At 46.6% G+C, this 18193-nt stretch carries 14 protein-coding genes; 8 read left to right on the top strand and 6 right to left on the bottom strand.

The annotated features are described in order from the left end of the window. Positions 1–56: 56 nt before the first annotated feature. Together QUA36_RS16175 and QUA36_RS16170 are read right to left on the bottom strand one after the other, a co-directional pair. A complete protein-coding gene (locus QUA36_RS16175; protein ID WP_333458379.1) occupies positions 57–821 on the bottom strand; it encodes an MORN motif-containing protein in 765 nt (254 codons plus the stop codon). A 215-nt stretch (positions 822–1036) separates the two neighbouring features. Further along, on the bottom strand, positions 1037–2887 hold the full coding sequence (locus tag QUA36_RS16170) for a hypothetical protein (protein ID WP_333458378.1): 1851 nt from the start codon (positions 2885–2887) through the stop codon (positions 1037–1039). A 230-nt stretch (positions 2888–3117) separates the two neighbouring features. On the opposite strand from QUA36_RS16170, the gene QUA36_RS16165 reads away from it, so the two are divergent. From QUA36_RS16165 to QUA36_RS16145, 5 genes are all read left to right on the top strand, one after another. Continuing rightward, on the top strand, positions 3118–3765 hold the full coding sequence (locus QUA36_RS16165; RefSeq protein ID WP_333458377.1) for a retropepsin-like aspartic protease: 648 nt from the start codon (positions 3118–3120) through the stop codon (positions 3763–3765). Positions 3766–4191: 426 nt separating this feature from the next. Then, positions 4192–5790 (top strand): 2,3-bisphosphoglycerate-independent phosphoglycerate mutase, encoded by a 1599-nt coding sequence (gene gpmI, locus QUA36_RS16160; protein ID WP_333230614.1) that lies wholly within the window; start codon positions 4192–4194, stop codon positions 5788–5790. 329 nt (positions 5791–6119) lie between these two features. After that, positions 6120–6359: a preprotein translocase subunit SecG gene (secG, locus tag QUA36_RS16155; RefSeq protein ID WP_333030803.1), complete on the top strand. Its 240-nt coding sequence runs from the start codon at positions 6120–6122 to the stop codon at positions 6357–6359. A 90-nt stretch (positions 6360–6449) separates the two neighbouring features. After that, positions 6450–7175: a peptidase gene (locus QUA36_RS16150; protein ID WP_333458376.1), complete on the top strand. Its 726-nt coding sequence runs from the start codon at positions 6450–6452 to the stop codon at positions 7173–7175. 37 nt (positions 7176–7212) lie between these two features. Further along, positions 7213–7680 carry an NUDIX domain-containing protein gene (locus QUA36_RS16145; RefSeq protein WP_333285205.1) on the top strand — a complete coding sequence of 156 codons (468 nt, stop codon included), beginning with the start codon at positions 7213–7215 and terminating at the stop codon, positions 7678–7680. A 260-nt stretch (positions 7681–7940) separates the two neighbouring features. On the opposite strand, the gene QUA36_RS16140 is transcribed toward QUA36_RS16145, so the two are convergent. After that, on the bottom strand, positions 7941–8453 hold the full coding sequence (locus QUA36_RS16140) for a rhodanese-like domain-containing protein (RefSeq protein WP_333458375.1): 513 nt from the start codon (positions 8451–8453) through the stop codon (positions 7941–7943). Positions 8454–8832: 379 nt separating this feature from the next. On the opposite strand from QUA36_RS16140, the gene QUA36_RS16135 reads away from it, so the two are divergent. From QUA36_RS16135 to QUA36_RS16125, 3 genes are read left to right on the top strand one after another with little or no spacing between them, the layout of a single operon-like run. After that, on the top strand, positions 8833–9552 hold the full coding sequence (locus tag QUA36_RS16135) for a hypothetical protein (protein WP_333458374.1): 720 nt from the start codon (positions 8833–8835) through the stop codon (positions 9550–9552). Positions 9553–9606: 54 nt separating this feature from the next. Then, the gene (locus tag QUA36_RS16130) at positions 9607–11592 is read left to right on the top strand and encodes a hypothetical protein (RefSeq protein ID WP_333458373.1); all 1986 of its coding nucleotides are present in this window, start codon (positions 9607–9609) and stop codon (positions 11590–11592) included. Between the two features lie 4 nt (positions 11593–11596). Then, positions 11597–13057, top strand: coding sequence for a DUF1802 family protein (locus QUA36_RS16125; protein ID WP_333458372.1), 1461 nt, complete (start codon positions 11597–11599; stop codon positions 13055–13057). Between the two features lie 59 nt (positions 13058–13116). Here QUA36_RS16125 and QUA36_RS16120 read toward each other — a convergent pair whose 3' ends face one another. The 3 genes from QUA36_RS16120 to QUA36_RS16110 all read right to left on the bottom strand — a co-directional run bounded on the left by QUA36_RS16120 (position 13117) and on the right by QUA36_RS16110 (position 18107). After that, positions 13117–13833, bottom strand: a complete 717-nt coding sequence (locus QUA36_RS16120) for a Uma2 family endonuclease (RefSeq protein ID WP_333458371.1) — start codon at positions 13831–13833, stop codon at positions 13117–13119. Positions 13834–14110: 277 nt separating this feature from the next. Continuing rightward, positions 14111–14848 carry a Uma2 family endonuclease gene (locus tag QUA36_RS16115; protein ID WP_333458370.1) on the bottom strand — a complete coding sequence of 246 codons (738 nt, stop codon included), beginning with the start codon at positions 14846–14848 and terminating at the stop codon, positions 14111–14113. Between the two features lie 133 nt (positions 14849–14981). Beyond that, positions 14982–18107, bottom strand: a complete 3126-nt coding sequence (locus tag QUA36_RS16110; protein WP_445301438.1) for an EAL domain-containing protein — start codon at positions 18105–18107, stop codon at positions 14982–14984. Positions 18108–18193 lie beyond the last annotated feature (86 nt).

Here is an 18193-nt window from a genome sequence, read left to right as displayed (position 1 = left end):
ATTTGTCTTTTGTCCGATTTCTTGTCAAAAGTGGCCTGAAAAACGGAATTTATCCTTTACGAAACTCCGCGTTTGCCGTTGCGATATACCCCCGGAAAGCGCCTACCGCTAGCATCGATCATCGTTCCGACACCGTGAGGCACTCCCTTTCGCAATTCTCCTTCATAGCGCGTCCCGTTGGGGAAAGTGCAGGTGACACTAGCGTCTAGTTCTTGATTAAAAAACCTGCCCGAACAGCGAGTGCCGTCTTTGCGTACTAATACCCCTGGGCCAAAGGGTGAGCCTGCAAAGAATTGTCCTTCGTAGCGATCGCCATTGGTATAAAAAAACTGACCCCGCCCTGATGGTTGACTGCTAATGGCATCAGTCTGAACGTTCCTGACGACTGCGAAGTCTCCGACATAGCGCTCGCCGTTGGGAAAAACGACCGTCCCAGATCTCATTGTGCCGTCTTGGAACACGCCTGTGTAGCGAGCATCATCTTTAAAAATGAATGTCCCTCTACCATCTGGCACTCCTTTCCGAAATTGTCCTTCATAGCGATCGCCATTAGCGTACACGTAGACTCCGCTGCCGTCGGGGAGGCCGTTAACGAAATTTCCCTCGTAGTTATCGCCTCCCTCGTAATTGCATTTCACTCTCCCCGTAGGAGGGTTTCCTTGGCAGAAGGGAGAGCGTTTTTCTTCTTCGGGTTTTGTCTCTGGTGTTGGCTCTGGTGTTGGTTGAGCCATTGATGGCTGGGGATTTAAGAGATTAGTGGCGCTGCCGATACAAGAAGCAACTAATATTACCATCCCTAATTTTTGAATTGAACTGAGCATGGGAAATCTCCTTTGACTGCAATTAGTGATAGAGCTTTTACAAAAGCTAAGACTCGCTGAAAAGTCTTCTATTTTTTAATCCCTAATGTTTCTTCCCAGAAGCGACTAACTCACTCTATATTAATTTTACCTTCAGATTCGATATCCGCCATAAATGCTAAGGGCAAAAATTAGAGTTTTTGCCCTTAGCATTTTTCATGCTTTAATGCCAATTTTCAGCGCCGCGTTGAGCTATTAGGATTTGACACACGGCTAATAACTGCATTGGCGGGTTTTTGTTCGCGACTTGCAGGTTTTTCGCCCACACCTTTGGCAACCTCAACGCCGTTTTCCTCTAGAATTACGACTGGATCGGCTCCGGGCTTGATATCCACCCGCTTGACCAACACTTGCCCGTTAGACAACCGCTGCCCTACTTTGACATATCGGCTGGTTGGTTCATTCGGTACTTTGACAATCACTTGCGTCTCGTTCCCGACTTTTACCACCCCGCTGACTTCAGTGCCTGTAGCGAGGTCAGTAGAAGGCGGTGGCGGCGGTGGCGCAACTGTTGGGATCTGGGGAGGAGGCGGGGGATTGGGGTCTCTCCACTGGGCCGGGCGCTTGTCTACTGGCAGTTCCGGCAGATCCGGCACTCCTATGGGTCTAGCTGCAATTGGCTGGGGCGGGCGCGGGGGTGCAGGGCTGCGCGGATTCCTCCCGGTAGTTGGTGGTGAAGTTGGACGGCGGCCGAATTGAGGCGGATTGAGTCCCGGAACTTGGGGCGGCAAGCCAATTTGCGATCCATCGCCTCCCGGCAGGCCTGGCTGTCCGGGGCGACTGCCCAATTGAGGCGCATTGACTCCCGGAACTTGTCGCGGGGAGCCAACTTGCGCGCCTTCGCCTCCCGGCAGAGAAGGATCTCCGGGGCCCGCTGCTATTAATGGAGCTCCCGCTGGGCGGCGCCCTACTGGCGGGGGGCTTAGCCCAGGCACTTCTGGCAACGAAGCTAATTGCCGACCCAGGGCCCTCTCGCCTGCGGGTTCACGATTTGTCGGGGTTGCGGATAGAACTGGCAGAAGAGGCGCTTTTGCGATTGTTCGAGCCTCATAGTCTTGATCGCGGAGGGCTGCATCAAGTCTGTTCTTGCCCTGCCGCCAAACTGCTTGCAGCAAATTGATTCGCGTCACACAAGAAAGTTCCCCCCTTCTTACTGTCGGCGGTCGATATACCTCAATTGCCTCTGCAATTTCCGGCACTATGGAACACCGGAGAGCATCAGCAGGCGATTGATCTCCATAAAGGTTCCACAGACTTGAGGCTGTCCGATATTCATCGAGAGTCTTTTGTATTCTTCTGAAGAATGGCCGGTTAGTTAGGAGTAACTCTCGTCTGGTTGAATTCTTTTGTCCTTCTTTTCCGTAAATAGTATCAACCAATGTACCCAGATCTGTACGGTACTCAGAATATTGTGTGGTGTCGTCTAGCAAAGCCTGAAGAGTCCTGAATTCGCTGACAACGCCTCTTGCTGTCGGGCTGAGATTGATTTGGGGAGCGGCGGGGCCTCTGAGCTTAGTTCCTCCAATTTGGACGGGGCGGGATAGTTCTGGCAGTTTAGGTATCATCGCCACCTGTCGCTGCGGCAGTTCGGGCAACGGATTGGCTGTCATCGGCCCTGCTGGGACTCCGCCGGGGACATCGCCAACTCCGGGAGGGTTTTGAACTGTGATCGGCGGCAGCGGCCCAAAGGGATCTAACTGAGAAGGATTGGCTGTCACAGGGCCTTGGGGCACTGGCTGAAGCGGAAGGGTTGGATTCCTATTTTTGTTGTCGCCGATATTTGTTTGAGCCTGTCTTGCTCGTTCGTCTGGGTTGGTCGATCGAATTAACCCTGGAGGCTGGGCGGCTACTATTGGGGACGGGAAAGTCTGAGTTCCTGGAGTGGGGCTGGCAGAGGCTGCCGGAGACGGAGAGGCTGCACTAGGGCTGGGGCTGGGGCTGGCTGTGTTGCTGGCCTCGTCGCCACCGCATCCTCCGATCGAGAAAGCTAGTAGTCCTATAGTTGCAAAATATAAAAGTTTGTGCATTGCCGATCGCCCCCAAATCCTTAATTTCAAGATATCCAACAAGGCTCTGCAATTACAGCCTGTTGCCGTTTATAAGTTTATCTGTGTTCGATGTTATGCGATCGCTTAAAAATTGCCAAGTTTTTCTCATGATCTGATCAGCATCTTCGGGCGATCGGTTTTCTGGAGCAAGTTAGGATATCAATGGTGGCCGTTGTTCGACATATTGAATTAATTAAGGTATTTAAATAATGGCAAAAGTGATTCTCAAGCGGATTTGGCGATCGGGCTTGGTTTTTGCGACTGTTTTGGTGGGTGTGGGCTCTGTGGGAGGCGGCGAGGTGTATTCTCATTCACATCAGCCAGAAGCCCAGGTGATGACATTGGTGCCTGATGTGAGTTCCCAGCAGATCGATCGCACGATCGCAGGATCGGGATTGACAACTGGCAAATTGTACTCTCAGTTTTGGAACCCATCCAATCCTGGTGCCAAACCCCCAGCCAATCAACGGGCGAAGCCACCGGGAAATCCACAGGTATTTCAAGCTAAAATCAAGCGCCGCGCAGGCGGGACGCCGGTGATTGATGTGGTATTTAACGGCAACAAGACTTTTGAGATGATTCTCGATACCGGGGCTAGCGGCACTTTGATTTCTCAGCGGATGGCTACTGCACTGGGAGTAAGGCCGGTGCGTACTGTGAGAGCGGGGATCGCTGACGGTAGCGTTGTCGAGTTCCCGATCGGCGTAGTGCGATCGATTCGGGTTGGCGGTGCTTTGATCCAAAATGTCGAAGTGGCGATCGCGAAACAAATGCCAATAGGTCTGCTCGGTCACGATTTCTTTGGCAATTACGATGTCAAAATTAAAAAAGATGTTGTAGAATTTTATGTCCGCTGAGAGTGAGCGGATTCGGAAACCGATTTTTGCTCAACTCGTTGAACGTTATTCCGAGCCCAGTCAAAGCTTTTTAATCTATTCCTTAAGGCAGTAGTCAAAGTCCGCCATCTGTGGTAGTCTTCTTAGTGTTTCAATAGCAACCTACCGTTGAACAATTGGTGAAAATGCGGCGGCAAAAGCAGGGTCGCTGTTGGTGAGATCGGTAACAGCCTCCGACTGTGCATTAACAGTACAGGGCAAGGGAATCAATTAAACAATTCTCAAAGCAGGTCGAGATTAGTTCCCAAAATGCTGTGGCTGAGGGAATTTTGGTTGGCATTGTTTAGCCGGAGCGTAGAAAATATGTAAACTGATTAGCGGCAGATGTTCCGCAAAATCGGAAATCATGACGATCGAGAAATTAATTATTGTAAATAAGGTATTCGCATGGCACAAGCGTCTGTATCTCCTGTAGTGCTGATTATTCTAGACGGCTGGGGTTATCGTGAAGAAAAAGACGGAAATGCGATCGCCGCTGCGAAAACACCCGTGATGGACAGTCTCTGGGCCGCTTATCCTAGCACTCTGATCCACACATCGGGTCGGGCTGTAGGGCTGCCAGACGGGCAAATGGGTAACTCAGAGGTTGGTCACTTGAATCTGGGCGCGGGCCGCGTGGTTCCTCAAGAGTTGGTGCGGATCTCGGATGCAGTGGAAGACGGTTCTTTGCTCAACAACCGGGCGCTGGTTGAGCTTTGCGAAAAAGTCTGCGCCACGGGCGGCAAGTTGCACCTGACTGGTCTTTGTTCCGAGGGTGGGGTTCATTCCCATCTCAGTCATATTAAGGGTTTGCTGCAATTAGCAAAGGCACAGGGAATTTCTGAGGTTTGCATTCACGCGATTACAGACGGTCGTGATACTACTCCGAAAGAGGGTGTCGAAGCTTTAGGCAAGATTGAAAGTTATATCGCAGAGGTAGGGGTGGGTCGGATTGCGACTATTAGCGGCCGCTACTACGCGATGGACAGGGACAAGCGCTGGGATCGGGTGCAGCGCGCTTACGAGGTGATGACGACTGAGGGTGCGCCTGACGGTCGATCGGCTGTGGATGTGTTGCAGGCCTCCTATGCTGAAGGAGTGACCGACGAGTTTGCAGTTCCGACTCGAATTGCCCGCGGAGCAGTGGCATCCGGCGATGGGGTAATTTTCTTCAATTTTCGCCCGGACAGGGCTAGAGAATTGACTCAGGCTTTTGTATCTCCCGATTTTAAGGGGTTTGAACGGCAGTTAATTGAACCCCTGGCGTTTGCGACTTTTACTCAGTACGACCCGAAACTGTCGGTAATGGTGGCTTTTGAACCGCAGAATTTGAACAATATTCTGGGCGAGGTGATTTCTAAGCACGGTTTGCAGCAGTTGCGGACGGCGGAAACTGAAAAGTACGCTCATGTGACTTATTTTTTTAATGGGGGTCTGGAAGAGCCTTTTATCGGGGAACACCGGGAGTTGGTGCAGAGCCCGATGGTGGGGACTTACGATGAGGCGCCCCAGATGTCGGCGGACTTGGTGACGGATGGGGTGGTGACGGCTTTGGAAAGAGGCATCTATTCGTTTATGGTGATTAATTACGCTAACCCGGATATGGTTGGTCATACGGGGATGATGGATGCGACGATAATTGCGATCGAAACTGTGGATAAATGTTTGGGGCGGCTGTTGAGCGCCATTAGTAAAGCTGGGGGAACGGCAATTATTATTGCTGATCACGGAAATGCTGAGCAGATGTTTGACGAGGACGGGAATCCCTGGACGGCTCACACTACTAACCCCGTGCCGTTTATTCTGGTAGAGGGTGAAGGTCGGAAGATTCCGGGTCACGGAACGGATGTTCCTCTGAGGGCGGATGGTTGTTTGGCGGATATTGCGCCGACAATTTTGGAGCTGTTGAGGTTGCCTCAGCCCCCGGAGATGACGGGACGCTCTATGATTCGATCGGCTGAGTTTGAAGTTCGCGCCAATCGCACTCCTGTGCGAGTCCGATTGTAGTAGGGACGCAGCAGTAGGGACAAAGGCTTTCGCCCTTCTTCGTGTCAATTTAACGTCAAACCCAGTCACAGAATTGCTGTTTGACTATTAAGCCTAGATCCCCCCTAGCCCCCCTTAAGAAGGGGGGAACCGGAAATGGATCGAAGTCCCCCTTTTTAAGGGGGATTTAGGGGGATCGGGACTCAGGTAAAAACGAGATTTATCAAGGCTTTCAGGCTTAAGTTGACACGCCTTGGGCTCTTGGAGTGTCTCTGCATAAATTGTGTGCGATCGACCAAATTTGATATGATAATAAATTACCGATTACTAATTACCAATTACTCCAGATTATGAATATTGTTTCTGTGTTACAAGTTATCTGGTCTTTGTCTGCTTTAGGACTTGTGATTTTTGTGTTGCTGCACAGTCCTAAAGGCGATGGCATTGGAGGGATTGGCGGACAAGCTCAATTGTTTACCAGTGCCAAGAGTGCAGAAACGAGTCTGAACCGGATTACTTGGGGTCTGTCTATTGTTTTTATGGGTTTGACTGTGATTTTGAGTGCTGGTTGGTTGACGCCTAAGTTATAAGATTTGGATTTTTAACCGCAGATGAACGCAGATAGACGCAGATAATCTCAAGTTCATCTGCGTTTATTTGTGTCTATCTGCGGTTGCAAAATGCGGTTGTGGAAAGTTACGGTAAAATCTCGATTGCTGGCTGGTTTGGGATTGGCTTTATGTTGTTTTAGCCTGATAATTTTTACTCAGGTTAATACTCCGGCGGCGAGTCTTTCTCCTCTCCCGAATAGTTTGCCGCATCCACAGGTTCACCCTTTGCCACCAATGCTAGCGAATTGGCAAGATTCCACGGATAGCGGTGATTATTTTGACCAGGTTAAGCCACCGAATTTCGGTCATTTGCTATGGTCTAAGTTTCCGATTCAGGTTTATGTTGAGCGTCCAGTTGATGCTAATAGGTCTGAAGAATGGGTGGCGGCTGTGTTGGATGTTGTCCGGGAATGGGGGGTTTATTTGCCTTTGGAAGTGGTGGATAGTTCGGAGGTGGCTGATATTAGGATCTTACGTCGGGCTCCGCCTTTGCGTCAAGGGGTTTTGCGATCGCGTTCTGGAGAGGCTACCTATGAATTGTATGCCCGTCGGGATGGGGATAAAACAGTGTTATCTCATCGGTTTTCGGTTTATTTGAATCCGAATCAAGTGGGTAAGTATATTCCGGCGACGGCGCGGCACGAGTTGGGTCACGCTTTGGGAATTTGGGGCCACAGTTTGATGGAAACTGATGTGCTTTATTTTTCTCAAGTGAGAAATCCTCCGCCTATTTCGGCTAGGGATGTTAATACTTTGAAGCGGGTTTATGAACAGCCGACTCGGTTGGGGTGGTAATATTAGTTTTGATATGTAAAATCGTGTCAGTAAAAAGATGAAAGATGAAGCTTTTGGCATTGTACCAGTTTTTGCGACTGAAACTGATAGTTTGTTTTTGTTAATTCAACATCAAGCCGGACATTGGGCGTTTCCCAAAGGTCACGCGAATCAGGGAGAATCTGCGCTAGAAACGGCGAAGCGAGAGTTTGAGGAGGAAACTGGCATCCGCGATTGTGAAGTGCTTGAGGAGCCTAGTTTTGTGGAACGTTATTCCTTTGTTAAGGAAGGGAAGCCTAGTTCTGTGGAACATTATTCCTCTGCAAAGGAAGGAGAATCAATTGAAAAGACTGTTACTTACTTTTTGGCTTTTGTAAATTCAATGGAAGTTCAGTTGCAAGTAGAGGAAGTTCAAAATTCGGCCTGGAGTTCATTTGAGGATGCAGTTAAGCTGATTACTTTTGATGGGAATCGGCAAGTTTTAAGGGAAGTCAAAGCATTTTTGGACGCGAGGAAAGAGTGTTAATGAGTCTTGGATACACACACTTGTTTATGTAGGATGTTCATTGTTCACTTTACGCTATAGGTGGCCTGTTAAAGCACTTTTTGCGTCCGCGAATGTTAATATCTAGTCCGGTTATACGATCGCAATTAAGTTTGTAGTAAGGACTTTAGTGCTTAGTGACTGCAAGCTTTAAGAGAGAGTTCGATTCCTTACTACAAACGAATTATTTGGTTAGATACCCAACTTCTTCAATAAGTCGGGTATCTAGGTATTCGGTGTGATTATTTGTTGATTTTCTGAGCTTCGGCGTGGTGTTGCAAGCGAGAAAAAACGTTATAGGCGTCGGGGCCGGGAGTATTGTGTTCCTGAGCACCGTCTATGGGGCCATCAATGGCTTTCCAAGCAGGAATTCCGCCTTTGAGTTCGGCTACTTTTCTAAAGCCTGCTGCGCGGAGAAGATTGGCGGCTTCGGCGGTTTGTTGGTCGTTTTCGCCGTAGATGTAGATATCGCGGATGGGTTCTAAACTCGATTGCGCGCGATCGACTAATTCGTCCATTGGCATCATTACGGCGCCGGTAATGTGGCTTTTGGTGAAGCTTTCAAAATCACGGGCGTCGATGATTGTGAGTCCGGGTTCGCCCCAATCTAAACGGGCTTTGAGGTCGTGGCTAGATGCTTGAGCTTTTAAACCGGGAGGGGTGGGAGTAATGTCGGGAAGTTTTTCTTTGATGTTGGAAATTTGGTCGGGAATAGTTTTCATGGGAAAAATGTTGTTCAATGTTTTGATTGCCATTGCAATGTAACAAGATGTTTAGGTTGAATTCGTCTTTCTAAAGACTGAATCCGGCATTGAACTAAAGTCGCAGTTAAGCTGGTTTGTGGGTTGTTAGCTGCGGTTGGGATCGCTACATTTGTTGAGGTTGCTAGGAGGTAGCGGGCTGTGCTTAAAATGTTTTCGATCGCATTTGTGGCGGAGAATTGGAGGTGCGATCGCTCATTCGATCCGATATTTTATCAAATAATCAGATTTTAGTCAATGCCTATTATTTTTAAATAAAATTTGCATAAGTTGTACGTAGCCTCGCGCAGATTTTTGCGGAAAAGTTTAAATGTTTGCCAGCAAGGTTTCTGGTAAAATTTAAAAGTAAAAACAAGTATTTAAAGGTATAGATATGTCTGAGAAAGATGAAATTGCGGTGCCTAAACCTTTGACACCGGAAGAGCAAGCGGTGTGGGATGCGAAGGCTAAAGTTCGGGTACTGCTGAATTTGTGGGATTTGAGCGGCGGGAAGATGAAGGTGAAAAAGGGGGAGTTGACTAAGCGGATTGTTCGCACTAATGAGACGAGTCAGAGATATCTGGAAGTGCTCGGCGAGTTGCAGGCGACTGGGGCGATCGAGTATTCGCTGGTAAATCGGGTGACGCTGGTGGAATTGACGGCGAAGGGGAAAGAAGTTTTAGCGGATGGCTTGAAAAGTAAGGATTCTCTGTTTGAGTTTGATGGTTCTCAAATTGGTACTCGGCTGGGAAATTCTTTGTTGAAGTGGATTCGGCATCAGGATGGTGCGGCAAGTGTTCGGGTTGAGAAAGGGAAGGGGGATGTAGGGGCGATCGCATCCTATGACGATTTTAAGGCTGTGGCGCTCGATGTGTATGACAGCTTGAACCGGGATTATAACTTAGACGATTTAGTGCCGATTTATCGGATGCGACGGGCGATCGGCGAAAGGGTAGGGCGATCGGAGTTCAATGAGTGGCTGTTGGAAATGCAGGCTCAAGATATTCTCCAACTTATAGGTGGCAGTGTAGAAGACAGTGCCCCCGACAAAATCGAAGATTCTATCACCACAAAAGTGAACGGTTTGCGCTGCTATGTCAAGCGTTTAACCTAATTAACTTGAGTTAGTAGTGCATTCGCTCCTTTATCTTCACACTCACACAAAACGATGAATGACTTTCACTCCTCAATCGCATATCTCGATCAAGCTATTGCAAGTCACAACCCTTTTGACAGATCGTTAATAGTCAGGAGCAATGATATTTGGAAGCCAAGTTTTCCTGATGTTCCTTCTATCAATGCTCATGCCTCTGATGGTGTTTTTCAAGCAATCGAGCAAATTCGTGCCGGGTATCGCACAGTTAGTGGTATCACGATCAGAGCTGAAAAAGGTCTAGGAAAAAGCCACTTAATGAGTCGGATTCGCACCCGCCTTCTAGATGAAGGTGGTTCTTTCTTTGTTTATATGAGCGACGTAGACTATGGAAACTTAAACCGAGTCAACGCTAACTTTCTAAACACTTTGTCTTTAAGCCTGAAACAGATTGGTAACGAAGGCGTAATGCAGTGGCAAGAATTAGCAACTGCTTTGATAAATGAGGCATTAGGAAAAAATCACATACCTCAAAATTTAGTCAAGCAATTTTCGGGGGCATTAGCTAAAAATCCTAAATTAGTCGAGCGCTTAACTGAAAAAGTGCTTCAAGTCAAGTCAAACATCGAAAATCCTTATTTGATCCAGGCTATTCTGTGGACACTTTCTTCAGATAAAGTGAGCTTTGCAACCAACTGGCTTTCTGGAAAAGCCTTGGCACAGGGACAAGCTGATGCAATGGGTTTACCAAATTCTACAGAAGAGGATAAAGAAGGCGAAGCATTGCAGACTGTTTGCCAAATTTTAGACTTAATCGGTGATTACAGAACTCTAGTAATTGGCTTTGATGAGTTAGAGAGTGTAGATCGGAATGAAGCTGGTTTCAACAGGGCGCAGGTCGTCGCACTCTTAGTAAAAGACCTGTACGGTAAAATAAAACGAGGTGTCTTAATGACAGCTATGTTTGATGAAACTTGGTTTAACATTAGAGCCTTACCGCAGGCAGAGTCAGTCACAGCTAGAATGGGTGAAAAGATTTTTGATTTAAAGTATCTCAATGCTGATGATGTAGTGACTCTAGTTTCTCAATGGCTCCAAGAATTTTATGACAGTAAAAGTTTAATTCCACCTTATTCCGTTTATCCTTTTGATGAAGCTGAACTGAGAGAACTGGGCAAAGAAAAGTTAATTGTCAGAAAGGTTTTAGAGGAGTGTGCTAAGAATTGGAAAGTGCCTGGTGAGCCTCCACCGCCAACAGCAGCAGATCCACTCCATCAAGTTGAACTTGCATTTAACAAGGAACTAAATGCACTTAAGACAACAATAGAGAAATATTTTGACGATAGCGATATTTTAGCCGAGGCTCTATATTTTGGCTTCCTTTCAGTAAAAGGCGAGATTTTGGAAGAAGTGCAAGTTGAGGAGATTGAAAAAGTAAAAACTAGAGCGGCAGACAGAGGTTATCTCCACTTTAGAATTCGAGGTAAAGAAAATGGACGGTCTGTCAAGATAGTAGTAGCAGTAGTTCAAGAATCGCGAGCAAAATTTGTGACCGCGGCATTAAAGCGGTTAATTCAGTATCAAAAGTTTGATATGACTCGTGGTTGTTTAGTTCGTTCTACAGATGTTAAGTCGAATACTGTAGGCAAACAGTGTTTAGACCAACTTCTTTCTCCAGAACTAGGTGGAGAATTTGTCAAACTCACAAGTGAAGATATCAAGCCTTTATTAGCCATTTATTTTGTCAACAAGGCTCGCGAAGATTACGAGGTAACAGAAGAGCAAATACAGCAGTTTATTGTTCATAAAAATCTTACCCAAGAAAATTATTTAATTAATGAAATTCTTAGCGCTCCGTCGGGTCAGATTCCTGATGGGTTGCTTAGTGCTCATTGGGGTCAGATTCCTGATGAGTTGCTTGAGAAATGTGAGATGGCTGAACTGGATGGATGTGAGATGGCTGAACTGGATGAAGAAAGTATGGCTGAAAATACCTTCCTGCCTGATACAACGGAAATTAACAACCTCGACGAAGCACTTGATAAATTATTAGGTCAATAAGTGGATGAGTTATTCTGTTTTTGTTGATACGGCTTTGCAGTTACCTGCCCCAGATGTGGAAGCCTTAATCGAAGGGCGAGTGATTGCAGCCATGCCTCGAATTTTCATCGAGCCTGGTAGGTCATTTGCCCTATATCCAGCCAATATTTCGATTAATTTGCTACCCCATGAGCAATATTACCGATCGAGCTTTTTACCAATTGCTAAAAACTCATTTTCTCAGTTAAGTTCTGAGAAGGTTTTGATAAAAGCTTGGGCTAAATGCGAATGGTGTCAAATACTAAACGATCCAGAATCATTAGAGGCTGTGTCGCAGTTAACAGTCTGGACAACAGAGGCATTACAGCAAACTATCCTGCAACGACGTTATATTTTTCTAGCTCATCTTCGGGTTTATCTGCTACCTCAGCCGCTGGAAATGCCAGTGCATCCCAGCGGCAATTTTGTATCTTTGCTAAAACCCCTAAATGTTACTGATTCAACGCCAGTGTTGAGCGAGTCTATCTTTGCTAAACGCCGTCAAAAGCTGGAAAAACTAGAGCCACCAGAACATCCTGAATTGGAAGAGTTGCAAAGTGCATTAGTGCATTTATCCACCACCAACCCAAAAGCCAAACAACTCGACGCAGAAATCAAAATGTTTCTAGGTTGGAGTAGCGATAAGCCTGTAAAACCAATCAAACCGGATTTAGCTTGGATAAATACCATAGCAGCTTTGGGAAATCGCACCAAAGAACTAGATACAAACAAAAGCAACTATCAAGCAGGAACAGACTTTGAAATTGTAGTGCGCGATAGCCTTGAGTTTTTGGGGTTTACAATAGATTATGCTCACAAAGGTGGTGCTGGCGGCTTAGATTTATTATGCTCCAAACCTTACCCCTTAGTTGGCGAGTGCAAAGCCGGGAAAAAAATCCCCAATGATACAGCAGTTCAATTGCTGAATTTAGGAACGCTACGCCTCCCAGATAAAGAAACACTCGCAAAAGCAACTAAGTTGATTATTGGGCCTGGCGTTCCAACTACTCAACTTATGGATGCAGCAAAAAAACACGGTATGGCAATTATGAACCCTGAGACGCTGGAAAAACTGGTTAAACTTCAAAGCAACTATCCTAACTCGGTGGACTTATTTAAACTTAAAGAATACTTGAAACCGGGACAATCTGATGATGAAGTTGCTAAATATATTGAGCAAGTTGAACAAGAAATTAAAGTGCGATCAGATGTTCTGCATAGTTTGAAAAAGTATCAGGAAAAGAGTGGTTTTGAACGAGCAAGTGTCGAGGCTGTTAGTGGTGCTTATTCAATGTCTAATGCACTTAGACCGTTATCACCCAAAGACTTGCACGAAATTCTCGTTGAGCTTTCCTCTCCTTTGACAAATTATGTGGGGCGAATTAAAGGAGAAAATTGGCAAAGCGATCGCTTTTATTTCCTGCGCGACTTGCCGCTAGATGATTAAGATACGTCAAGGGCGATTCCCTGCGGGATAAATTCGCTTCACGTACTTCATCCAATTTCCTACACAGCATCAGGATCTACGCCCAACTCCCGCAACCTCGCCGCCAACCTTTCAGCTTTCTGCAATTGAGCTTGTTCGGCCTTAATTAACCCTTCCACCAATGGCGGATCTAAAATTTCATTGACTGATAATCTCAGATTGGGAAATACTACAGATTCCATTTCATCACCCGGCAAGAAATCTGTATACGTGTAACCATCTTCACCTTCAATCAATGCAAAAAGCCGGATTTTTTGCTTGCCAGTTTTAGGGTCAACAATGCAATATTCTGGCACATTCGCTAATTCGTACTCTCCGCGTTTAATCACGTAATCTTCGCGGCGATTTTCGCTGACTACTTCTACCACTAACAGCGGCTTTTCATCAAATTCGAGGATACCTGCACCTGGTCTAGCAGCAGCTTGTTCCAAAAAACTTTGAGTGCAGACAACTACATCGGGAATCCGAGATTTATCTTCATCTGTTCTCACTCCCAAACCAGTTTTTACTACTAAGTCGAGATTGTGTTCAGCTAGGTAACGCTGCAATTGGTAAACTAAATATTCGCAAATTTTGATGTGTAAAATTGTTGCTGTTGGCATCGGGATTAATTTGCCTTTGTACAGTTCATATTTTACATCAGATTCTCCTTGATAAAATCGGTATTCTTCAAAAGTTAAGGTCGGCGAAGTATCGAGCTGTTTTTCTTCTGCTACTGGCACAATAGATTGAGACATATATTTTTACCTATCTCGATAGTTTTCTATTATACTCAATTTTGATTTTAAGAGTATAGGCTTCGGTTCGGCAAAGATCGCCATTCTTGACTCCACGACTTGCCGCTATAGCAATCCTTGCAGGAGTCGTAAATTTTTGACCCCACCCCAACCCTCCCTTTATCAAGGGGAAGGAGTAAGAAATTCACAAATGATTTAGGATGGCTATAGATGATTGAGATACGTCAAGGGCGATTAAGAGCGGGATATCTTCGCTTCACGTAGTTCATTCAATTTCCTACACAGCATCAGGATCTATGCCCAGTTCCCGCAACCTCGCCGCCAATCTTTCAGCGCGTTGTTCGACTGTTTGTAGTTGCTGCAATTGAGCTTGTTCTGCCTTAATTAACCCTTCTACCAATGGCGGATCTAAAATTTCATTGACTGATAATCTCATATTGGGAAATACTACAGATATTATTTCCTCACCCGGCAAGTAATCTACCTGTGTATAAACGTCATCACCTTCGGGAAATGCCATAACTCGCACCCGCTGTCTGTTTTGTGTCGGATCAACAATCACATATTCCGGCACGTTAGCCTGTTCGTATTCTGTTCGTTTAAGTACATAATCAGCTCGCCGATCTTGGCTCACTACTTCTACTACAAATAAAGGTGTTTCGCTCAAGTCTAAGATGCCAGAACCGGGTCTGGCAAGAACTTGTTGCCACAAACTTTCTGTGCAAACAACTACATCGGGAATGCGGGATGTAGCATCTTCTGTTCTGACTCCCACAGAAGTTTTTACGACTAAATCCAGATTATGTTCAGCTAGGTAACGCTGCAATTTGTAAACCCAAAATTCGCAGATGCTTGTATGTAATGCGCTAGCCGTTGCCATCGGTATTAATTTGCCTTTGTACAATTCATATTTTATATCGTCCTTGCTTTGATAAACTCTGTATTCTTCAAAAGTTAATGTCGGCGAAGTATCGAGCTGTTTTTCTTCGACTGCTGGCACAACAGATTGAGACATATATTTTTACCTATCTCGATAGTTTTCTATTATACTAAATTTTAATTTTAACACTCAAGGCATTGAGTAAGAAAAGATCGATCGCCCTTATTGACAATCAAGCAATTTGATCCGGTTAAATATTTAGTTCAGTTCACCATTTGGGCGATCGCCTCAACAAGGCTGTAGCTGCCTCACTATCGAGAGGTTTAGAGAAAAAGTACCCTTGACCGTACTCGCAGCCGATCGCCCGCATTTGAGCCAATTGGACAGCGGTTTCGACCCCTTCTGCTACTACCTCCATCCCCAAACTGCGCGCCAGCATGACGATCGCCCGCACGATTTCCAAATTTTCACCCTTTTCTCCGATGCGACTGACAAAAGAGCGATCGACCTTCAAAATATTAATCGGGAACTTGTGCAAATAACTCAGAGACGAATAACCAGTGCCGAAATCATCAATACACAGCCCGATACCCAAGTCTCTTAACTGCGAAAGCATCGCCGCCGCCGCTTCCCCATCTTCCATCACCACACTCTCAGTAATCTCCAACTTCAAACACCGAGCGTCAACACCCGTTTCCTGCAAAACTTGTTTAATTTGCTCGATCGATTCCGGTTCCGCAAACTGTCTCCCCGAAAGATTTACTGCTACAGTCAGCGGCGAATTTCCCACAGGTAAATTCAAACTCTGCCACTTAATAATTTGGCGACAGCTTTCGTTCAAAACCCACAAACCCAAAGGCGTAATTAACCCTGTTTCCTCCGCCATGGCAATAAATTCCATCGGGGAAACTAAACCCCTTTCCGGGTGCAGCCAGCGCACCAGCGCCTCAAATCCGATAACTGAGCCACTATTTAAACTAACGATCGGCTGATAATAAACAGTAAAAGGACATTCCAATTTATAAGGAGCCAATGGCGATTTCGGACGATCCAACTTCCGCTCTATTTCGCTCATCGGTGAGTTTTCCTCCACCGCCACACATCCGAAATCCACTATCGAATATTTCAAATTTAGTTCTTCAACCGACTCCCGCAAATCGTGTTCCAAGTGCATCAAAGCCACAGCCCGAGTGTGCATCGCACTGGTAAAAACTTCGTAGCGAGCTTTACCCAGAGCTTTTGCCCGGTACATCGCAATATCAGCATCGCGCAAAATATCTCCCGGCCACTGATATTTGTTGGTACTTAAAGCAATGCCGATGCTAGCAGTAATTAAAACTTTATTACCTTCCAAATAAAGCGGTCGTTCGATCGTTTTGAGAATTTCCTTTGCTTGGGCGATCGCCTCCTCAACACCGTGAATTTCTTCCAGCAAAATCACAAACTCATCTCCCCCCAGACGAGCCACCGTATCGCCGGGCCGCAAACAAGTCAAGAGACGGCGAGCCACAGCCACCAACAGCCGATCGCCCGTGCGGTGTCCCTGACTGTCATTAATCACCTTAAACCTGTCCAAATCCAGAAACAGCACCGCAAACTGCTCGCTCGGATGCCGTTGGGCGCGGGCAAAAGCTTGTCCCAACCTGTCAGTCAACAAAGCACGGTTGGGCAACTCTGTCAGCGCATCGTGCAAAGCATCGTGCAACAGTTGTTCTTCAGCCATCTTGCGCTCAGTCACGTCGTGACAGTTGACCACAATTCCCCGCACCGAAGGTTCGTTGAGCAAATTCGTCGCCACCGCTTCCAACACGCACCAGGAACCGTCCTTGTGCTGCACTCGGTATTCCGCCATTCCCAGGCTAACTCTCGGCGTTTGCATGACACCTTTGAACACTTGATCCACTATCAGCAATTCGTCAGGGTGAATCAAGTCAAATATAGATCTGCCGAGGACTTCCGCCGTCGGGTAGCCCAAAATCCGCTCTAGAGAAGGAGATACATAGCGGCAAAAGCCTTTCTCGTCGAGAATCACAATAATGTCTCTAGCATTTTCAATCAACGATCGAAAGCGCTTCTCGCTTTGCCGCAGCTCTTGTTCCGTGCGCTTTTGGTCGGTAATATCGGTATTCATGTAAATCAGACCGACAATTTTCCCTGTGCGGTCTTTAATAGCATCGGCCCGCAGCAACACCTGCAAAGTTTCACCGCTTTTAGTACGGTTGGTAATTTCACCAAACCAAGAATAACCTTGGGCGATCGTGTCGAGTACCTCCCTGGCGACTGCGGGGTCAGCAAAAACTGCCGATATACCTCCGGCTAGTTTAAATTCCTCTGCGGTTTCCCATTCAAATAGCTGAGAAAACGCTTGATTTTGATAGATGTGAGTGCCGTTCGCATCGCTGATGCCGATCGCGTCACTCGAACTTTCCACCGCTTTGCGAGTCAGCACCAGAGCTTCTTCTGCCCGCTTGCGCTCGGTAATGTCAATCCCTACCAGACAAGCTGCTTTGCCCTGATCGTACTTTTGAGCCACAATCAAATAGTATCCCTCCGACTCTCCCCTGTCGGTTTGTAGCTTAACGTTGAGTTCTTTAACCGCTTCCGTAGCGTCGTCGGCAAAAAACTCCACCACAAAAGAGTTAAAATCCGAGCTAGCGCCCAAAAAACCAATATCTTGACCGACAAAAGCCGACGGCCGCAAACCATGCAGTTTGGCTAAGTGCTGGTTAACCCCCAAATAGCGCAAATCCGAGCTAATCCAAGATACTGTTCCCGGAACAGCTTCCAAAATCGTTTGCAGTTGGTCGTTAGCTTGCTGCAATGCTTGCTGCACTTCACATATTGGTTCCGACAAGTCCGACTGAATCCCTACAAAGTGAGTCAAATTAGCGTTGTCGTCTCGCACGGGAGATAGCGACAATTTGCTCCAAAAAGGACTGCCGTCTTTGCGGTAATTTTTGATTGTTGTCTGGAGTTCTAGACCTTGGCGCAAGGCCTCGCGGATCTTAGCTACAGTAGTGCGATCGGTATCCGGGCCTTGCAAAAATCGGCAATTGCGCCCCAAGATTTCATCGGCACAGTAACCTGTCATCCGTTCAAAGGCCGGATTGCAATAAATTATAGGACAATCGGGTGCATTGGCGTCAGCAATGACAATGCCACTGCTAGTAGCGGCCAAAGCTCGATCGCTTAGCCACAGTGCGTCTGACGCAGTATGGCGATCGCCGACATCCCCGACTTCATCTAAATTAGAAATTGACTGGTTCTCCCGATCTCCCATCAGCCGAACTTTCAAGCAAACCTTTACAATTTCCGAGTTGTTTCTTACTGTAACGTTTTTCAGGACTCGCGCAACGTAAATTATATCTCCGCATTTAACTAAGCGAGATTTCACCTTAGTGGTTAGTTGTATTTTCTACCCTTGCTGTTCGGCATTTAAAAAAGCACATCTTCACTTCCGCAGTGAAAAACCCTCTATTC

Origin of the sequence: Microcoleus sp. Pol10D4 (genome assembly GCF_036701555.1) — a bacterium.
Classification (GTDB): domain Bacteria; phylum Cyanobacteriota; class Cyanobacteriia; order Cyanobacteriales; family Microcoleaceae; genus Microcoleus.
Note: the sequence above shows the minus strand (reverse complement) of the source record. Positions and strands in the feature narration are given on the sequence as shown.